At 64.0% G+C, this 15440-nt stretch carries 13 protein-coding genes, 3 tRNA genes and 1 pseudogene; 6 read left to right on the forward strand and 11 right to left on the reverse strand.

Going from position 1 to position 15440, the window contains the following annotated elements; translation table 11 throughout:
- Positions 1–64 precede the first annotated feature (64 nt).
- From RHOOR87_RS20175 to RHOOR87_RS0100785, 5 genes and pseudogenes are all read right to left on the reverse strand, one after another.
- The gene (locus tag RHOOR87_RS20175) at positions 65–1903 is read right to left on the reverse strand and encodes a hypothetical protein (protein WP_155950895.1); all 1839 of its coding nucleotides are present in this window, start codon (positions 1901–1903) and stop codon (positions 65–67) included.
- A 13-nt stretch (positions 1904–1916) separates the two neighbouring features.
- Positions 1917–3227, reverse strand: a complete 1311-nt coding sequence (locus tag RHOOR87_RS19675; protein WP_155950896.1) for a tyrosine-type recombinase/integrase — start codon at positions 3225–3227, stop codon at positions 1917–1919.
- 185 nt (positions 3228–3412) lie between these two features.
- Positions 3413–4270: pseudogene (locus RHOOR87_RS0100775) on the reverse strand (DHH family phosphoesterase); the annotation flags it as partial.
- The gene (locus tag RHOOR87_RS0100780) at positions 4267–5187 is read right to left on the reverse strand and encodes a hypothetical protein (protein ID WP_007508552.1); all 921 of its coding nucleotides are present in this window, start codon (positions 5185–5187) and stop codon (positions 4267–4269) included. The gene RHOOR87_RS0100780 and the pseudogene RHOOR87_RS0100775, both read right to left, overlap by 4 nt.
- Before the next feature lie 3 nt (positions 5188–5190).
- Positions 5191–7212 (reverse strand): ATP-binding cassette domain-containing protein, encoded by a 2022-nt coding sequence (locus RHOOR87_RS0100785; RefSeq protein ID WP_007508554.1) that lies wholly within the window; start codon positions 7210–7212, stop codon positions 5191–5193.
- A 203-nt stretch (positions 7213–7415) separates the two neighbouring features.
- Between RHOOR87_RS0100785 and RHOOR87_RS0100790 the strand changes: the two genes are divergently transcribed.
- The 5 genes from RHOOR87_RS0100790 to RHOOR87_RS0100810 all read left to right on the forward strand — a co-directional run bounded on the left by RHOOR87_RS0100790 (position 7416) and on the right by RHOOR87_RS0100810 (position 11377).
- Positions 7416–7781: a hypothetical protein gene (locus RHOOR87_RS0100790; RefSeq protein ID WP_007508556.1), complete on the forward strand. Its 366-nt coding sequence runs from the start codon at positions 7416–7418 to the stop codon at positions 7779–7781.
- 106 nt (positions 7782–7887) lie between these two features.
- Positions 7888–8922 carry an agmatine deiminase family protein gene (locus RHOOR87_RS0100795; RefSeq protein WP_007508558.1) on the forward strand — a complete coding sequence of 345 codons (1035 nt, stop codon included), beginning with the start codon at positions 7888–7890 and terminating at the stop codon, positions 8920–8922.
- Between the two features lie 59 nt (positions 8923–8981).
- Positions 8982–9872, forward strand: coding sequence for a carbon-nitrogen hydrolase (locus tag RHOOR87_RS0100800; protein WP_007508560.1), 891 nt, complete (start codon positions 8982–8984; stop codon positions 9870–9872).
- A gap of 121 nt (positions 9873–9993) precedes the next feature.
- A complete protein-coding gene (locus RHOOR87_RS0100805; protein ID WP_007508562.1) occupies positions 9994–11229 on the forward strand; it encodes a TraB/GumN family protein in 1236 nt (411 codons plus the stop codon).
- A 61-nt stretch (positions 11230–11290) separates the two neighbouring features.
- Positions 11291–11377, forward strand: a tRNA-Leu gene (locus RHOOR87_RS0100810).
- Positions 11378–11557: 180 nt separating this feature from the next.
- Here the strand turns inward: RHOOR87_RS0100810 and RHOOR87_RS18890 are convergent.
- The 3 genes from RHOOR87_RS18890 to RHOOR87_RS18895 form a co-directional block, all read right to left on the reverse strand.
- Positions 11558–12193, reverse strand: coding sequence for a BRCT domain-containing protein (locus RHOOR87_RS18890; RefSeq protein WP_155950897.1), 636 nt, complete (start codon positions 12191–12193; stop codon positions 11558–11560).
- A 301-nt stretch (positions 12194–12494) separates the two neighbouring features.
- Complete coding sequence (locus RHOOR87_RS20180; protein WP_155950898.1) at positions 12495–12923, reverse strand: hypothetical protein; 429 nt, start codon at positions 12921–12923, stop codon at positions 12495–12497.
- 97 nt (positions 12924–13020) lie between these two features.
- Positions 13021–13236, reverse strand: coding sequence for a hypothetical protein (locus RHOOR87_RS18895; protein WP_051357913.1), 216 nt, complete (start codon positions 13234–13236; stop codon positions 13021–13023).
- On the opposite strand from RHOOR87_RS18895, the gene RHOOR87_RS0100825 reads away from it, so the two are divergent.
- Complete coding sequence (locus RHOOR87_RS0100825) at positions 13235–13867, forward strand: PH domain-containing protein (RefSeq protein WP_231381692.1); 633 nt, start codon at positions 13235–13237, stop codon at positions 13865–13867. The genes RHOOR87_RS18895 and RHOOR87_RS0100825 overlap by 2 nt on opposite strands.
- A 647-nt stretch (positions 13868–14514) precedes the next feature.
- On the opposite strand, the gene RHOOR87_RS0100840 is transcribed toward RHOOR87_RS0100825, so the two are convergent.
- The 3 genes from RHOOR87_RS0100840 to RHOOR87_RS0100850 all read right to left on the reverse strand — a co-directional run bounded on the left by RHOOR87_RS0100840 (position 14515) and on the right by RHOOR87_RS0100850 (position 15431).
- Positions 14515–14895, reverse strand: coding sequence for an HU family DNA-binding protein (locus tag RHOOR87_RS0100840; RefSeq protein WP_027483962.1), 381 nt, complete (start codon positions 14893–14895; stop codon positions 14515–14517).
- 303 nt (positions 14896–15198) lie between these two features.
- Positions 15199–15272 (reverse strand) — tRNA-Cys (locus tag RHOOR87_RS0100845).
- Between the two features lie 83 nt (positions 15273–15355).
- Positions 15356–15431 (reverse strand) — tRNA-Gly (locus RHOOR87_RS0100850).
- Between the last annotated feature and the right edge of the window lie 9 nt (positions 15432–15440).

The raw sequence follows: 15440 nt of genomic DNA on the forward strand, positions 1-15440 counted from the left end.
AGAACGCTTCGCCCAATCTCGCTGGCTGCTATGGAAGCGGTGTCAAGCTTGCTTGAGAGAGAACTCATTCGGGAGTAGGCAACAATGGCAATACAAGCCTTCGTGCGGCATCCATCACCGCTACATCGAAGCGCGGAAGCCAGTACTCGACCAATCGCCTTTCAATGGGACCCATTCGCTCCAACCATCCTTGTGGATCGAGGGTACCCTTGGCTCGACGGATAGCATCCAGCAAACTCAAAGCCAACGCACACGCCTCAGGTGAGGCAACGTCGATGTGCCCCAAAGGACAAACGGGGCAATAGGCGTAGGCGATGCAAAGCTTCCCATGAGGCGAGTATGGTGACTGGTACGGATCAAAGCACCGCCATCCTGGGGTTGCCGCGCCTTCGTCACCCCCTTTCCCTGCATCACGCACATCAATTTTTCCGCCTGATTCCACCCATCTGATTCGTTCGCTCATGATCTCGCCCAGACGCTCTTCGTTACGCTTGCGTTGAGCACTACTCGTATAATGAGAATTCGTAGTGTCAGGATGACGATGGTCACCAAGCGCCTGTGCCGCGCGAATGTCGCCATTTTGCATCGTTCGTCCCAAATCCAGCATCGTCGGCCTGATCTGCTTCAAAGAGAATGGCTGCAGATTGTGGTCTCGGCAGAATCGTCGCAGTAGGGCGCCAAAACCATTGCCATTCGACGAGTGAACGTCGAAGAAGCTCACGATAGGCTTAACCGCCTTGGGTACATAAATAAACAACCTGTTCGCGCCCTTGTGCGGCGCCAACGGTCGGATCCGGCTCGTCCAGCCCTTTACGAAGTCGTAGATCGACGCTGGATTATCCCAACTATCATCTACTGGGGCAGATGGCCGCTGCCGTCGGCGCGCGCGCCCTTTTGTTGGCCTAGCGAAGAACCTCGGCTCCCCAAATCGATCCTCCACGTAATAGTCATCTAGCTCACTACCCAGAAGCGTTTCGGGGTTTAAACGCGTATGGAATGCGAGCATGACAGCGAATGGCACCAACTGCCGCGGCCCCGGCACAAATGCGGTTCGAAGATCAACAACACCGCCAAAGCGTGTTTTTACAGCAGTAAGCAGATAAGTGTTGTTTTTTTCGAGTTCGGGATAGCACGGAATCCGCTCCGGAAGCATCTCGGCAAAAGCAGCCAGGGCCACGTCGCGCGTCCGATAATCTCCCGAGCTCGTAGCTGATTTCGGAACAAAGAACCTCGCTGCTGTAGCAAGTTCGAGATCCGCTTCTACTCGGCTGCGAATTGCCGTAATCTCGTCGAGGCACGCCTTGTAAATATCGGCAAGCTCTTCATCGTTAAGTATTTCCGTGGGCTTTTTCAGCCGCTTCGCACCAATCCACTGATGTGAGGGAACATGAAAGCCCGTCCGTAGTTGCGCGTTCCATTTCGGCAACTTCTTAAGGATATCGATGGTGTTCCTTAATGCATGCAGGTAACCGTTGCGTGTACCATGACTCCACCGAGCTGTTTTTTCCCCGGGTGCCGCTTGCTCCAGCCAGTGAACGTAGCCTTTGATTAAAGGTAAGTCGAGTTCCGACAAGGACACATCTTCACGACCTTGGTCAGCAAGGTAGCGAAAAAAGCCGAGGCGAAGCCACTTACAAAACGAGTGGCGCGAGTCGACACTATCTGGCGTGAGCTTAGAGAGAAGCGCATAAGCAAAAGGTTTTGCCAAATTGGGGGCTTTGAGGAGATACGAAACGTCCACCTTCTCTTCGCCCGTTGGTGCTGGAAAGATCAGGTCTAAGGTTTCTACACCGCCGGTAATACCATGCGCAACGCGTGCCGGCCGAAAAAGACTTACATCACTACTACTCACCTCCGATATGCGGTTCTCGTTATGGCGAGGCGCAGAATCGAAACGGGTCAAATTTCCTTTCGATCTAAGGCCCATGGATACTTCTCAAATACCGATAGACCTCATCGTTGGTTCTGATTCGAAAAATATCTACGATCCGCAGATAGGTGTCCCTTGTGGTCTGGAGATGTCTATGACCAAGCCTTGCCTGGATGATCTTCCAAGGCTCTGGATTCCCGCACGCGATCTCCGCTTGATAGAGGAAAACGGCAAACGTGTGCCGCAGATCATGGAACGTATGAGCTGGCATTAGGGTAATGAATCGCGTGCTCGTTAGGGGTTCAATACGTTCAACCCTCCGCAGTAAACCCACCGTCTCGACAGCTTGGCGAAAGGCTCCGGAAAGCGTATATGCCTGTATCGGGCGGCCGGCATGGTTTCGAGACGCGGCACCGTTTACAAAAAGAGCCGCTGGCGCTTTCTTCAAGCCAAAGCGCCTTCCGACAGCAATTGCCTCGGCGCGTTCGCCATCGATATATGTGATCAATTCGTCAACCAAATGCTTGGGAAAAAGTACCTTGCGCTTTCGTAGGCCTTTTGTTCGCGTAATTTCGACGGCAGCCGTGGAGGCTTCACGCACCCTAGAAGAAAGCTCGAGAATTTGGTGGACGACAAGCCCGGACACTTCATCAACTCGCATCCCAGTCCATAAACTGACTTCACAGGCAAGCCGATCTCGAGACCAACCTTGGAGACCATCCCTGTTTTGACTTGGCAAGGGGCCGAGCGCAGCCGCGATATCACGCCACTCAGTTGGACTCAGGGGACAAACCCTTTCATCAGAGTCGATATTCCGCCGTGGCGCCAAAGTGTCGATCTCACGATATGCCATGGCTCCAGCGTGGGCCAATGCGTTCTCGTCGATCGGACGGCAGATCGCTTTTAACTTCTTTGGGCTAACCGGTTCGCCCAGGAAGTAGCCGTTGTTGATAGCCCAGCTGTAAAACGCTCCCACTGCCTTCACGCGGCGACCAATGGTTTTCGGGTCATACGCTTTTTTCTGGCGGAAGCTCACTGCCGCTAACAATCCGTCTCGATAGTTGGAGAGGTCGTCGGACGAAACCTGGTCCCATTCGGTTTTCGTGTGAGTAAGAAAGCGCCACCAATCACACAGGTCGTAAGCAGCTGCTTCTACGGTCGAGGGCCTCCACATGCCCCGCTTTGGTGGATATGTGCTGCACAACCAAAGAAGAATTGGCTCGATTGGAGTGCTCAGCTCGTCATCGACAACGTAGCTATAGCCTTCTGGAAGAGAATCTCTAACAAGATCAGGGCGTTCCGGCGGCCCCTGCGATACGGCCACAGTGATCATAGAAGCTTGTTTTTTCTGCCCCAAGTGTGATCACTCTGTCACACCGGTCTTCGGAAAGACAAGGTGCCAGCGGTCCTCCTGACCACTCCAGCAGCTTCCACATATTGAGAGTTGACCGAGCAGATGAGCTAGTAGAGCCGGAGCGCTTTAGGAGCTAACTGATTGAATGTTATAGACGGACTTGTCTGATCACTTCAGCCTGACATAAACCGCGGCCCCACAGCAAACGCCAGGTCGGTGGAACACAGCGTGGCCAGGCTGCGCTTGCCGGCCTCGACCAGCGCGGCGATGCCGGCGCAACCGCGGCCGCTGCGCATGCGCTGCAGGCCGGCCTCGACCAGCACGCGGTTGTTGAAATCCAGCGGCACCAGGTCGGCCACGGTGCCCAGCGCCACCAGGTCGAGCAAGCCGGAAAGGTCGGGTTCCGCGCCGGCGAAGACGCCGCGTTCGCGCATCCTCCCACGCAGCGCCAGCAGGAGATAGAACACCACGCCGACACCGGCCAGAGCCTTGCTCGGAAAGCCGTCGCCGGGCAGGTTCGGATTGACCATCGCGTCGCAGGCGGGCAACTGCTCACCAGGCAGGTGGTGGTCGGTGACGATCACCCGGATGCCGCGCGCCTTGGCTGCGGCCACACCGGCGACGCTGGCCACACCGTTGTCGACGGTGACGATCAGCTGCGGCGTCGGCTGCAGCGAGGCGACGAAGGCGGGACTCAGACCGTAGCCGTGCGCAAAGCGATTGGGGATCGCGTAATCCACGCGCCTGGCACCGAGCAGGCGCAGGCCGCGCACCGCCACCGCAGCGCCGGTGGCGCCGTCGCAGTCGTAATCGCCGGCGATCAGGATGGTCCAGTCGTCGCGGATCGCCTCGACCAGCAGATCGACGGCCGGCGCCATGCCGCCCAGCAATTGTGGTGACAGCATCCGCGCCAGCCGGTGTTCGACCTGGCCAGGCTCCAGTACGCCGCGCGCGGCGTAGATCTGCTGCAGCACCGGGTGCACCGCATCCGCCCAGCCATGCGGTGCGCCCCTGCCCTCACGTCGGCGCAGCTGCAGTACGATCAACGCCCCGCCCCACGCCAGAGGCGCCAGCGGTGGCGAGGCTTGTGCAGCCAGCGTTCGCCGCTGGCGAAATGCAGCACGACGGACTGGCGTTCGAGCAGCGGCAGCAGCGCCGGCCACCAGCGCGAGGCGATTTCCTGCGCCGGCAGGTCCTGCAGGTCGATCAGCCAGCCGGTCCCGCCGCCGGCGATCGTCTCGGCCGCGCGCGACTGCTGGGCAATGCCGGCACGGGCGGCCAACGCGCGCAACAGCAGATCGTCGCTGACCACCTCCGCCAGTTCGCTGGTCGACGGTGACGGCAGATGTCCACCACCCCACAGCCACAGGCTGTTGACCGGCGACTGCCCGTGCGCCTGCCGCCGGGCATTCAGCGGATGCTGGTGCAACAGCACCTGGACGTCGTTGAGCAGGACGCGCCAGCGGCGCCCTTGCGCGCCCTGTGGCAGATGCTGCGCCAGGTCCTCGCCCAGCGCCTGCTCAGGCGCGGCGAAATCCGGCAGCGGCAGGTCGGGCGGCAGGCGCAGATGCCAATGGTCCGGCGTGGAAATGTCCAGCTGCATGCCCGCTTCCTCGAACACGGGTCGCAGTGGCGCGGCCAGCATCTGCGCCTCGTCCATGCCCAGGCCCATGCGGCCGCAGGCGAGCAGGCGCACGCCGTTCATGTCCGGCTGTACCCAGGCCGGATCGGCCGACAGCCAGGCATCGCCGCCCGCGTCGCCGGCAAGGAATTCGCGAGTGATTGCCGCGGCGGGCAGGCCCGCGTCGACGCCCGCGAAATGCTCGCCGAGGCCGCCCAGGTAGCCAATGCCGCCGTCCGCCAGGCGATCGGCACGGGGCAGCCATGCGCGCAGCGGATGGCCCGGCTCGACGTGGGCGAGTGCGGGCAGCCACAGTTGCAACGATCGCTCCGGCAGGGACATTTCTCAGGCCTCCAGTTGTTCGACCAGCGCCAGCCACTCGGTTTCCAGCGCCTCCTTCTCATGGCGCAACTCGGTCTGGCGCTGGCCGAGGCGCATCATTTCGCTGGTCGGGCCGTTGTAGGTGGCGGGATCGGCCAGCCCGGCCTCCAGCGCTGCCAGTTCGGTGTCGATGCCGGCAGTACGCGTCTCGATCTTCTTCACCCGCTGGCGCGCGGCCTTCTCGTTCTCGCGCTGGGCGGCGGCCTGGCGGCGACGCTGCTCGGGCGAAACTTCCGCCATCTTGGCCACCACCGGCTTGGCCGTCTTCTTGCTTGCGGTGCTGCGCGTCTTCAGCCAGCGCGCGTAGTCGTCCAGGTCGCCGTCGAACGGCGCCACCTCGCCGTCGGCGACGCGCCAGAAGCTGTCGCAGACCATGCCGAGCAGATGGCGATCGTGCGAGACCAGCACCAGCGCGCCGTCGAAGTCGGCCAGCGCATCGGCCAGCGCCTCGCGCATGTCCAGGTCGAGGTGGTTGGTCGGCTCGTCGAGCAGCAGCAGGTTCGGCTTGTCCCAGGCGATCAGTGCCAGCGCCAGACGTGCGCGCTCGCCGCCGGAGAAACCGTCCACCGACTCGAACGCGCGGTCGCCAGCGAAATCCCAGGTGCCGAGAAAGTCGCGCATCACCTGGGTTGCCACGCCCGGCGCCTTGTCCAGCAGATGGTCGAGCGGGCTCGACCCTTCGCGCAGGCTTTCTACCGTGTGCTGGGCGAAGTAGCCGATCTTCAGGTCCTTGTGCACCTTGCGCTCGCCGCCGAACGGTTCCAGCTCGCCGACCAGGGTTTTCACCAGGGTGGACTTGCCGGCACCGTTGGGGCCAAGCAGGCCGATCCGCTCGCCCGCCTCAATGGAGAATCGCACGTCCGACAGGACGACGTTGACCGCCTCTCCCCTCCGGGGAGAGGCATGAGGTGAGGGGCTGGGGCTCGCGCTGGGGTCCATCGAAGCGCGCTCCGACCCATCTTCACCTCGGCCGTGTCCCCTCACCCCAACCCTCTCCCCGGCGGGGAGAGGGAGCAATTCGTAGCCGGCGGTGATGTCCTCCAGCTGCAGCATCGAATCGGGCAGCCGCCCCGGCGCCGCAAACTGGAAGCTGAAGGGCCGCTCGGCGCGCACCGCTTCGGTGCCGGCCAGCTTTTCCAGCCGCTTCATGCGCGACTGCGCCTGCTTGGCCTTGGTCGCCTTGGCCTTGAAACGGTCGATGAAGGACTGCAGGTGCGCGCGCTCGGCCTGCTCGCGCTCGTGCGAGATCTGCTGCTGGCGCAACTGCTCGGCACGCAGGCGCTCGAACGCGCTGTAGTTGCCGGTGTAGAGCTTGGCCTTGCCGTCGTTGAGGTGCAGCGTGTGGGTGATCACGCCGTCGAGGAATTCGCGGTCGTGCGAGATGATCAGCAAGGTGCCCTGGTAGCGGCGCAACCATTCCTCCAGCCACAGCACGGCGTCGAGGTCGAGGTGGTTGGTCGGCTCATCCAGCAGCAGCAGGTCGGACGGGCACATCAGCGCACGCGCCAGGTTCAGCCGTCCGCGCCAGCCGCCGGAAAATTCCTGCACCGCGCGCTCGTGCGTTTCCGGCGGAAAGCCCAGGCCGTGCAGCAGGCGGCCGGCGCGGGCGCGGCCGTCGTAGCCGTTCAGTTCCTCGATGCGGTGATGCGCCTTCGCCATCGCCTCCATGTCGCCGCGCTCGCCGGCCTCGGCCTCGTCGCGGATCGCGGCGGCCAGCTCCTCGTCGCCACCCAGCACGTAGTCGATCGCCGCATCCGGCAAGGCCGGGGTTTCCTGCGCTACCGAAGCGAGGCGCAGCTTGCCCGACATCTCCAGCTCGCCGACATCGCCCTCCAGCGTGCCCTGCAGTGCGGCGAACAGGCTGGATTTGCCGCAGCCGTTGCGGCCGATCACGCCCAGCCGCCAGCCGCCCTGGATCACCAGGTCGATGTCGGAGAGCAGCAGCCGGCTGCCGCGGCGCAGGGCGAAATGTCGGAAGGAAATCATCAAAAACCTGGATCGGGACCGGGCAGGCGGTCGCCTGCAGCCGCCCATGATAGCGGTGATGGCGCTATTCTCGACGCGTCGACCGGTGTCGCCGCGCGCAGGCGAATGCCGAACCCATCGCAATCGGCGGCCACCGGCATGGCGCCGTACTGGCGCTTCTGCTACAACGACGCCGCATACAGCCTTGTCTGGAGAGGGGAGCCATGGTCAAGTTCACGAGCAGTTTGCCGATCGTCATCATGCTGGCCGCTGCCGCCGGTCTGGCCGTATCGCAGCCGGCCAGCGCGGCGCAGTCGCGCGAACACGGCAACAGCCTGCTGATCCACCGCGTGCAGCAGGAAAAGGACATGAACCTGCCCCGCCGCGGGCTGAGCATGGCGCAGGTCGAGAAGACCTGGGGTGCGCCGCAGCGCAAGCTCTCGCCGCGCGGCGGCGACAGCAAGAAGCACCCGCAGATCAACCGCTGGGAATACGCGAACTTCATCGTATATTTCGAGCACAGCCACGTGATCCACGCGGTGCTCAACACGCCGGCCGGCAACAACACCAACCCGGCAGACGTCAACTGAACTGATTGGCCGAACGACGCGGCCCGTGGCGACACGGGCCGCGTTTTCATGTGCGCGGTTCCCGCGTCGTACAATGCGCGGCCCTTCCCCGCGCGAGACAGCCAGCATGACCGACCACTCCCTGCGCCTGCCGGCGGAATGGGAACCGCAGGCCGCGGTGCTGATCGCCTGGCCGCACGCCGGCACCGACTGGGCCGAACGGCTGGCCGCGGTGGAAACCACCTATGTAGCGCTGGCCGCCGCGGTGACCCGCTTCCAGCCGCTGATCGTGGTGGCCGCGGATGCCGCGCTGCGCGCCCATGTGCAGGCGCAGCTGCGCGGCGCCGGCGTGGACCTGTCGAGAGTCCGCTTCGTCGAGCTGCCCTACGACGACACCTGGCTGCGCGATTCCGGCCCGATCACCCTCGTCGACGGTGTCGGCGGCTTCCAGCTCACCGACTTCCGCTTCACCGGCTGGGGCGGCAAGTTCGGTGCCGAGCAGGACGACGCCCTGGTCGCCGGGCTGGCGCAGGCCGGCGTGTTCGGCCAGGCCGCGCACAAGCGCATCGACTGGGCGCTGGAGGGCGGCGGCATCGAGAGCGACGGTGCCGGCAGCATCCTCACCACCTGGCGCTGCCTGGTGCAGCGCCACCCCGAACAGTCGCGCGAGGAAATGAGCGCGATCCTACGCGGCAGCCTGCACGCCGATCGCGTGCTGTGGCTGGATCACGGCTACCTCGAAGGCGACGACACCGACGCCCACATCGACACCCTCGCGCGCTTCGCGCCGGGCGACCGCATCGTGTTCCAGGCCTGCGACGACACGGCCGATCACCACCACGACGAACTCCAGCGCATGGGCGAGGAACTGGCCGCGCTGCGCACCACGGACGGTCGTCCGTACCGGCTGCGTCCGCTGCCGTGGGCACAGCCCATCCTCGACGAAGGCCGCCGGCTCGCCGCCTCCTACGCGAACTATCTGATCGTCAACGGCGCCGTGCTGGTACCGGCCTACGGCGACAGCGCCGACGCCGAGGCTGCGCGCATCGTCGGCGAGGCGCACCCCGGCCGGGTCGTGGTGCAGGTGCCGTGCCGCCCCCTGATCTGGCAGAACGGCAGCCTGCACTGCATCACCATGCAGCTGCCCGCCGGGATCGCCTGAGCCGCATCGGCTAAACTGTGCGGTCTGTTCCGCCTGGCGATGTGCCGAGGATTGACCCGATGATGCGCAAGAGTCTCAAGGTCGCGCTGCTGCAGGAAACCGACCGCGGCAGCCGCGACGCCAACCTCGATACGATCGAAGCCGGCCTGCATGAAGCCGCCGCGGCCGGCGCCGAACTGGTGCTGCTGCAGGAACTGCACAACGGCCCGTACTTCTGCCAGCACGAGTCGGTGGACCTGTTCGATCTCGCCGAAAGCATTCCCGGCCCGTCCACCGAGCGCATCGGCCGACTGGCCGAGGCGCTCGGGCTGGTGGTGGTCGCCTCGCTGTTCGAGCGCCGCGCCGCCGGGCTGTACCACAACACCGCGGTGGTGTTCGACCGCTCGGCGGCGATCGCCGGCGTCTACCGCAAGATGCACATCCCGGACGATCCGGCGTTCTACGAAAAGTTCTACTTCACCCCGGGCGACCTCGGCTTCGAGCCGATCGACACCTCGGTCGGCCGCCTCGGCGTGCTGGTGTGCTGGGACCAGTGGTACCCGGAAGCGGCGCGCCTGATGGCGCTGGCCGGCGCCGAACTGCTGCTCTACCCCACCGCGATCGGCTGGGACCCGAACGACGCGCAGGCCGAGAAGGACCGCCAGCGCGACGCCTGGATCATCGTGCAGCGCGGCCACGCCGTGGCCAACGGCCTGCCGCTGCTGTCGTGCAACCGCACCGGCTTCGAGACCGACCCGTCGGGTACCGGTGCCGGCATCCAGTTCTGGGGCTCCAGCTTCGTCGCCGGGCCGCAGGGCGAGTTGCTGGCCCAAGCCGGCACCGGTGCGCGCGAACTGCTGTTGGCCGAGGTCGACCTGGCGCGCAGCGAACAGGTGCGGCGGATCTGGCCATTCCTGCGCGATCGCCGCATCGACGCCTATGCCGACCTGCTCAGGCGCTTTCGGGATTAATGCGATCATCCCTGATCGCGAAGATCACACGGGCGGCCTTCCCTGGCCGCACTCTTCACTTGCTTCGCGCGGGATGCGTCCCCATGCATGGATCTCTACCCACCACCGGCCTGCAGAACGCATGAGCGCCCCCGAAACCGAAGTCACCGCGCTGCCCGCCGCCCTGCACGGCCAGCCGATCGAGCGCGTGCAACGCGACGGCGTGGAATACGTAGTGCTGGGCACGGCGCACGTCTCGCGCAGCAGCATGGAGGCGGTCGAGGCCTTGCTGGATCACGAGCACTTCGACGCGGTAGCGGTAGAGCTGTGCGACAGCCGCGCGCAGAGCATGCGCGACCCGGAAGCGTTCAAGCAGATGGACCTGTTCAAGGTGATCCGCCAGGGCAAGGCCGGCATGGTCGCGGCCAGCCTGGTGCTGTCCACGTTCCAGAAGCGCCTGGCCGACCAGTCCGGCATCCAGCCCGGCGCCGAGATGAAGGCCGCGATGGACGGCGCCGAGCGGCGCGGATTGCCACTGTGGCTAATCGACCGCGAAGTCGGCACCACGCTCAAGCGCGCCTGGCGCAGCGTGGGTTTCTGGCAGCGCTTCGGCCTGCTCGGCGGCCTGCTGGCCAGCGTGTTCGAGCGCGAGGAGATCGAACAGGGCGAGATCGAGAAACTGAAGCAGGGCGACCTGCTGGAAAGCGCGTTCAGCGAGTTCGCCAGCAGCTCGAAGCCGCTCTACGACAGCTTGATCGGCGAGCGCGACGCGTTCATGGCCGCGCGCCTGCGCGAGGAAGCCGCACGCCCGACCACCTCGGATCACCGCCGCGTGCTGGTGGTGATCGGTGCCGGCCATCTCAAGGGCCTCTGCAACCTGCTGCGCGAGCAGCAGGACGACCCCGCCGCCAAGGTCGCCGAGCTTGCCGTCTTGCCGTCCAAGGCGCGCTGGCCGAAGTGGGTGGCCGCCGGGCTGGTGCTGCTGGTGTTTGCCGCGATCGCCTGGGCGTTCCACCGCAACGCCTCGCTGGGCACGCAGGCGCTGCTGGCTTGGGTGCTGTTCACCGGCGGCTTCGCCGCGCTCGGCGCGCTGGTCGCCGGCGCGCACCCGTTCAGCATCACTGCCGCGTTCATCGCCGCGCCGATCAAGCCGTTCCGCCCCGGCATCCCCGCCGGCGGCATCAGCGCGATGGCCGAAGCCTGGGCGCGCCGCCCGCGGGTGGTCGACTTCGACACCCTGCGCGACGACATCGTGCACTGGAGCGGCTGGTGGAAGAACCGCGTGGCGCGCACCCTGCTCAACTTCTTCCTGGTCAGCGTGGGCACGATCGTCGGCGAATACAGCGCCGGCATCCACATCTTCAAGAGCCTGTTCTGACCCGGCCGCAGACGCGTCGCGTGCTACGATGCGCCCGCCCGCGCAGCACCGCGGACGCCACGCCCGGATGGCGAAACTGGTAGACGCAAGGGACTTAAAATCCCTCACCCTCACGGGTATCCCGGTTCGATCCCGGGTCCGGGCACCATTCAAGATCAATAACTCGCGTCGATTTTTAGCAAGGCGCCAACTAGTCCCCTCGCCTCACGTTTTCACTGGTGCCCGCTCGGTGCCCGTTTTCGACAAAGCACCCGCCGCCAGATAAATAAGGACGCCACCAGCGAAGGTGGCCTTTTCGTTGTACGGACGCCGGTACGGAAAACGCGCATCAAACACGAAGCGAGGCAGCCCAATGACGCTCTGGCACGATGGAGATCATCGCACCGGCCTGGCGCAGCTCCACGGCCTGCTGAATCTTCCGTCCGTAGGATGAGTGCAGCCAGTCGCGCGAACTAACCTCCCCCACGACGACGTAGTCCGTATTCCCACTCACAACCGAGCGGACAGCCCCACCGCGTGACTCGATTGCGTAGCAGACGGCGCGCCGCTTGCCGTAGGTAAAGACTCCCGTGACCACGAACACGCTCGCCGCGTAGAGGATGGTCGGGCACGGGTTGTCGAATGGGAGTTCGGTGCTAAGGCTGTTTGAGCCGGTCGGGGCGGCTATCTCCCCGCCTACGGTGGCAGAAAGCGCTTCCAGCAAGTCGCGCTGCTCGTCCAGGTCTAAGACGCCATCCTCAAGCGCATCCCGCACGCGCGGGTAAAGGGCGTTGAACGGGAAGGTATCTTGAAACTCGCGGTGCCGGTCTAGCCAGCCAAGCAGGAAGGTACCTTCCGACTGATTGACCTCACCATCAGCCAAAATGCCCCGGCAAATACCTATTAACTCGTCAACGGAACGGTCGTGACGCCAGCCACGCGTGAAGGCGGCCGCAGGGGCCGCGCCTGTGTCGTGCTTGAACATATCCCCTTCTCCCTTAGCGCCTGCCGCGCCGCACCCCTGTAGCGGCGGAACCTCACCCCGGCAGAAACGTACACCCGTACGCTGCCAGATCGCCAGCTTCGTGGGAGCGTCATGGATTGCCCGGTCGTCAGATCGCGCCTGACTCCTGTTGCGTCGGCGCTGCCTGACGCTCATCGGTGGATGGCCGGACTGGCGGGCTGTGCGAAATGCACGGCGGCCAATGCACGCTCTATCGGCTTTCGGCGCTAGGCGGTGTGGCCCGGGAGCTCGACCCCAATCGCCGCCAATGCGCCACTCTCGACTATTGGACGAGCGGTGTCACCGTAACAGTGCCGTCTGTCGATAGCGCGAGTCGAAAGAAAAGATTGTCACCAGCAGTGACGATGATCTCGGACGCGCGCTCACCACGGGCCTGTATTTTCATGCCGCACAGAGCGGCGCCCACAGAGTGCGCACCGATGATTGACCGACCTGCGGGAAGATAAAGCCGCACCTTCTCGGAAGGATTGAGTTTTGCGGCCAATGTGCCGTTGACGAATACCCCGGCATAGCACCCGCCGCCAAGGAAGCCGGCATCACGCACAATAGTCACGGCTCCGCCGCCATCGACAGGTGTTTGCAGCGCAATGGCTCGATCAGCGGGAACAAAGTGCGCGTCACCGGGCCGAACCTGCTTTGTGGCGCACCCTACCAGCATCAGCGCCGCAAACCCTGCAATGATCCATTTCATGGCGTTCCCCCTGTTGAGTCGGGTCAGTTTGCCACTTTTATTGCGGCACGTCGGTTTCGTGCCATCGGTCAAAGTGGAATGTTGCTCTTTGATTCGATCAGTGCTTGCGCTGGCTGAAAAATTCGTCATCGGGATCGTCTTCCGCGTCGGCGTGAAACACCTTGCTCTCGTCCACAGGCGTTGCGCCCAGCTTGGACAGCAGGCCAGACAGCACGCTGGACGCCTGCACGCCTAACTCACCCTCGTCCATGCACGCTGCCGGCTTGCACACCAGGCGCAGCAGCGCCCTATGCCCCGCGTGCAACCGCGGCATGGGGCCGCTGCACTCGTTCCAGAACGCTACTCTCGCCAAGCAAGGCGCGCATGCCCTCGACCATGCTCGCCGCAAAATCGATCATGTCGCGACCACGAAGCGCAACCTTCGCATACTCGCTGGCGGTGCTAAATTCAGTAGTGGAAGCAAATCGATGCTCCCGATCCACTACAGGGGAAACAACATGGGAAGTTACGTTGATAGCTCGCTCATGCCGGGCGAGTCGGTCGTCCACCGCGCCAAGCTCAGCCTTTGGCCTTACTTTTTCGCCATCGTCATCGGCATACTCGGCATTTTCGCTTTCGGGCTTGGCCTGCTGATCCTGCTTGGGCTTTGGATCAAATTCGCCTCGACGGAGCTGGCCGTGACGAACAAGCGAATCATGGTGAAGGTGGGTTTCATCAGCCGCCAGACGATTGAGTTGAACCTAGGCAAGCTCGAATCCATCCAGGTGCACCAGAGCATTTTCGGTCGAATCTTCGGCTACGGCACCATCATCATTTCCGGCGCGGGCAACCCACAGGCTCCGGTGAAGAGCATCCAAGATCCGATGGCATTCCGGCGAGCTGCGCTCGCCGCTCAGGAACAAGGCACGGCGGTCGTAACACCGCAGGTGGCCGCGACGCCGTAACTGCCCGCATGCATCGCGGGCGTAGTTTGAAAAGACCCGCGATTCGAGCTGCAAATGCCCCGCACCGGACATGACCGGTTGCGGGGCATCTCGTTTCGGGCGTCGGGTTCGTGCCGGCGCCCACGGGTTACCGACCGAGTTGCCTCACCACGCACCCGCCATGGCATAGCCTTGGTTCATTTCGAAGTCAGTGTTCCGGCTCTGCTCGCTACTCGCCCTGGTGCCCTTCGGCATGTTGTCGAAGCCCACCTTCACGCGGACCTCGCTGTTCTGCGGCTGGGCCGCGGCGGCGGCGGACTGACCCACCGACGCGGTACCAAGCGTGGAGGCGGCCCGCCGGCTGGGCAGCGGCGGCGGCAATGCCGTCGATGCCGATCTTTCGCCGCAGCCACGCCGGCAAATAACTGGTGATGGCGGCCACCGTGTCGCGGATCACCTGAGGCCAATGTTCCAGTTGCCGAGCCAGCCCATGAGGCTCTCGATGCACTTCCGGATCAGCGCCACCGGGTTGTATTGCTCCCAGGCGTTGACCATGCCACAAGCGTCCAGGACGCCAGCGCGGTGCCGTGTCTTCGCACCGCCCACAAAAAAAGTGCGGCGGGATCGCCCGCCGCACTTTCGACTTCGGAACTACAGGAACGGGCCGATCAGGCCGCCGCGTCCTTCAGCTTCTTCAGCGGGCGGATCTTGATCTTGACCGACGCCGGCTTGGCCGCGAACCACTGCTCTTCCTTGGTGAACGGGTTGATGCCCTTGCGCTTCGGCTTGGCCGGCACGCTCACCGCGGTGATCTTCAGCAGGCCCGGCAGCTGGAACGAGCCGGCGCCCTTCTTGTGCACCGAACCGGCTACCGCGCCTTCCAGCGCTGCCAGCACAGCACGCACGTCCTTGGCCACCACACCGCTGGCTTCCGCGATGTGCGCCACCAGGCTGGACTTGTTCAGGACTTCCTTGATCGGCTTGGGTGCGGCGGGTGCGGCCTTGGATGCCGGCTTGCTCTTTGCAGCTGCTTTCTGCGTCTTTGCCATGGGTTTCCCCTCGTGGATATGTGGTGGTTGGTTCGTATGCCTCGCGGCACGCTGAATGTAGGGGAATTCAGCGGTGGCGCCAACGGGTCGAACGGCAAAAACCGCAAAAAAAACGCTGCAACGACACCATCGGCAGCTTGATCGCCTGTCGTAGGCGCAAAACGGCCATGCAACCGCGGCAAGCAAACTCGCACCGCGCTGCCCGGCGCGGCATGGGAAGGCGAAGACCCGGCATTCGGAACGGCACAAAAAAACCCGCCGGGGGGCGGGTTTCCTGCGGCTGTCCGGCAGCCGGTTGCGCAATGGAGGCCAAGGTCGGAATCGAACCGGCGTACGCGGATTTGCAGTCCGCTGCATGACCACTCTGCCACCTGGCCATTGCTTGGTGCATCGCAACCGTGATGATCGCAGGTTGCCTCTAAAAAACAAAACCCCGGTAGGCCGAGGTCTGCTTGAAAACTGGAGCGGGAAACGAGACTCGAACTCGCGACCCCGACCTTGGCAAGGTCGTGCTCTACCAACTGAGCTATTCCCGCATCGGAGCC

Origin of the sequence: Rhodanobacter sp. OR87 (assembly GCF_000473345.1) — a bacterium.
Lineage (GTDB): Bacteria > Pseudomonadota > Gammaproteobacteria > Xanthomonadales > Rhodanobacteraceae > Rhodanobacter > Rhodanobacter denitrificans.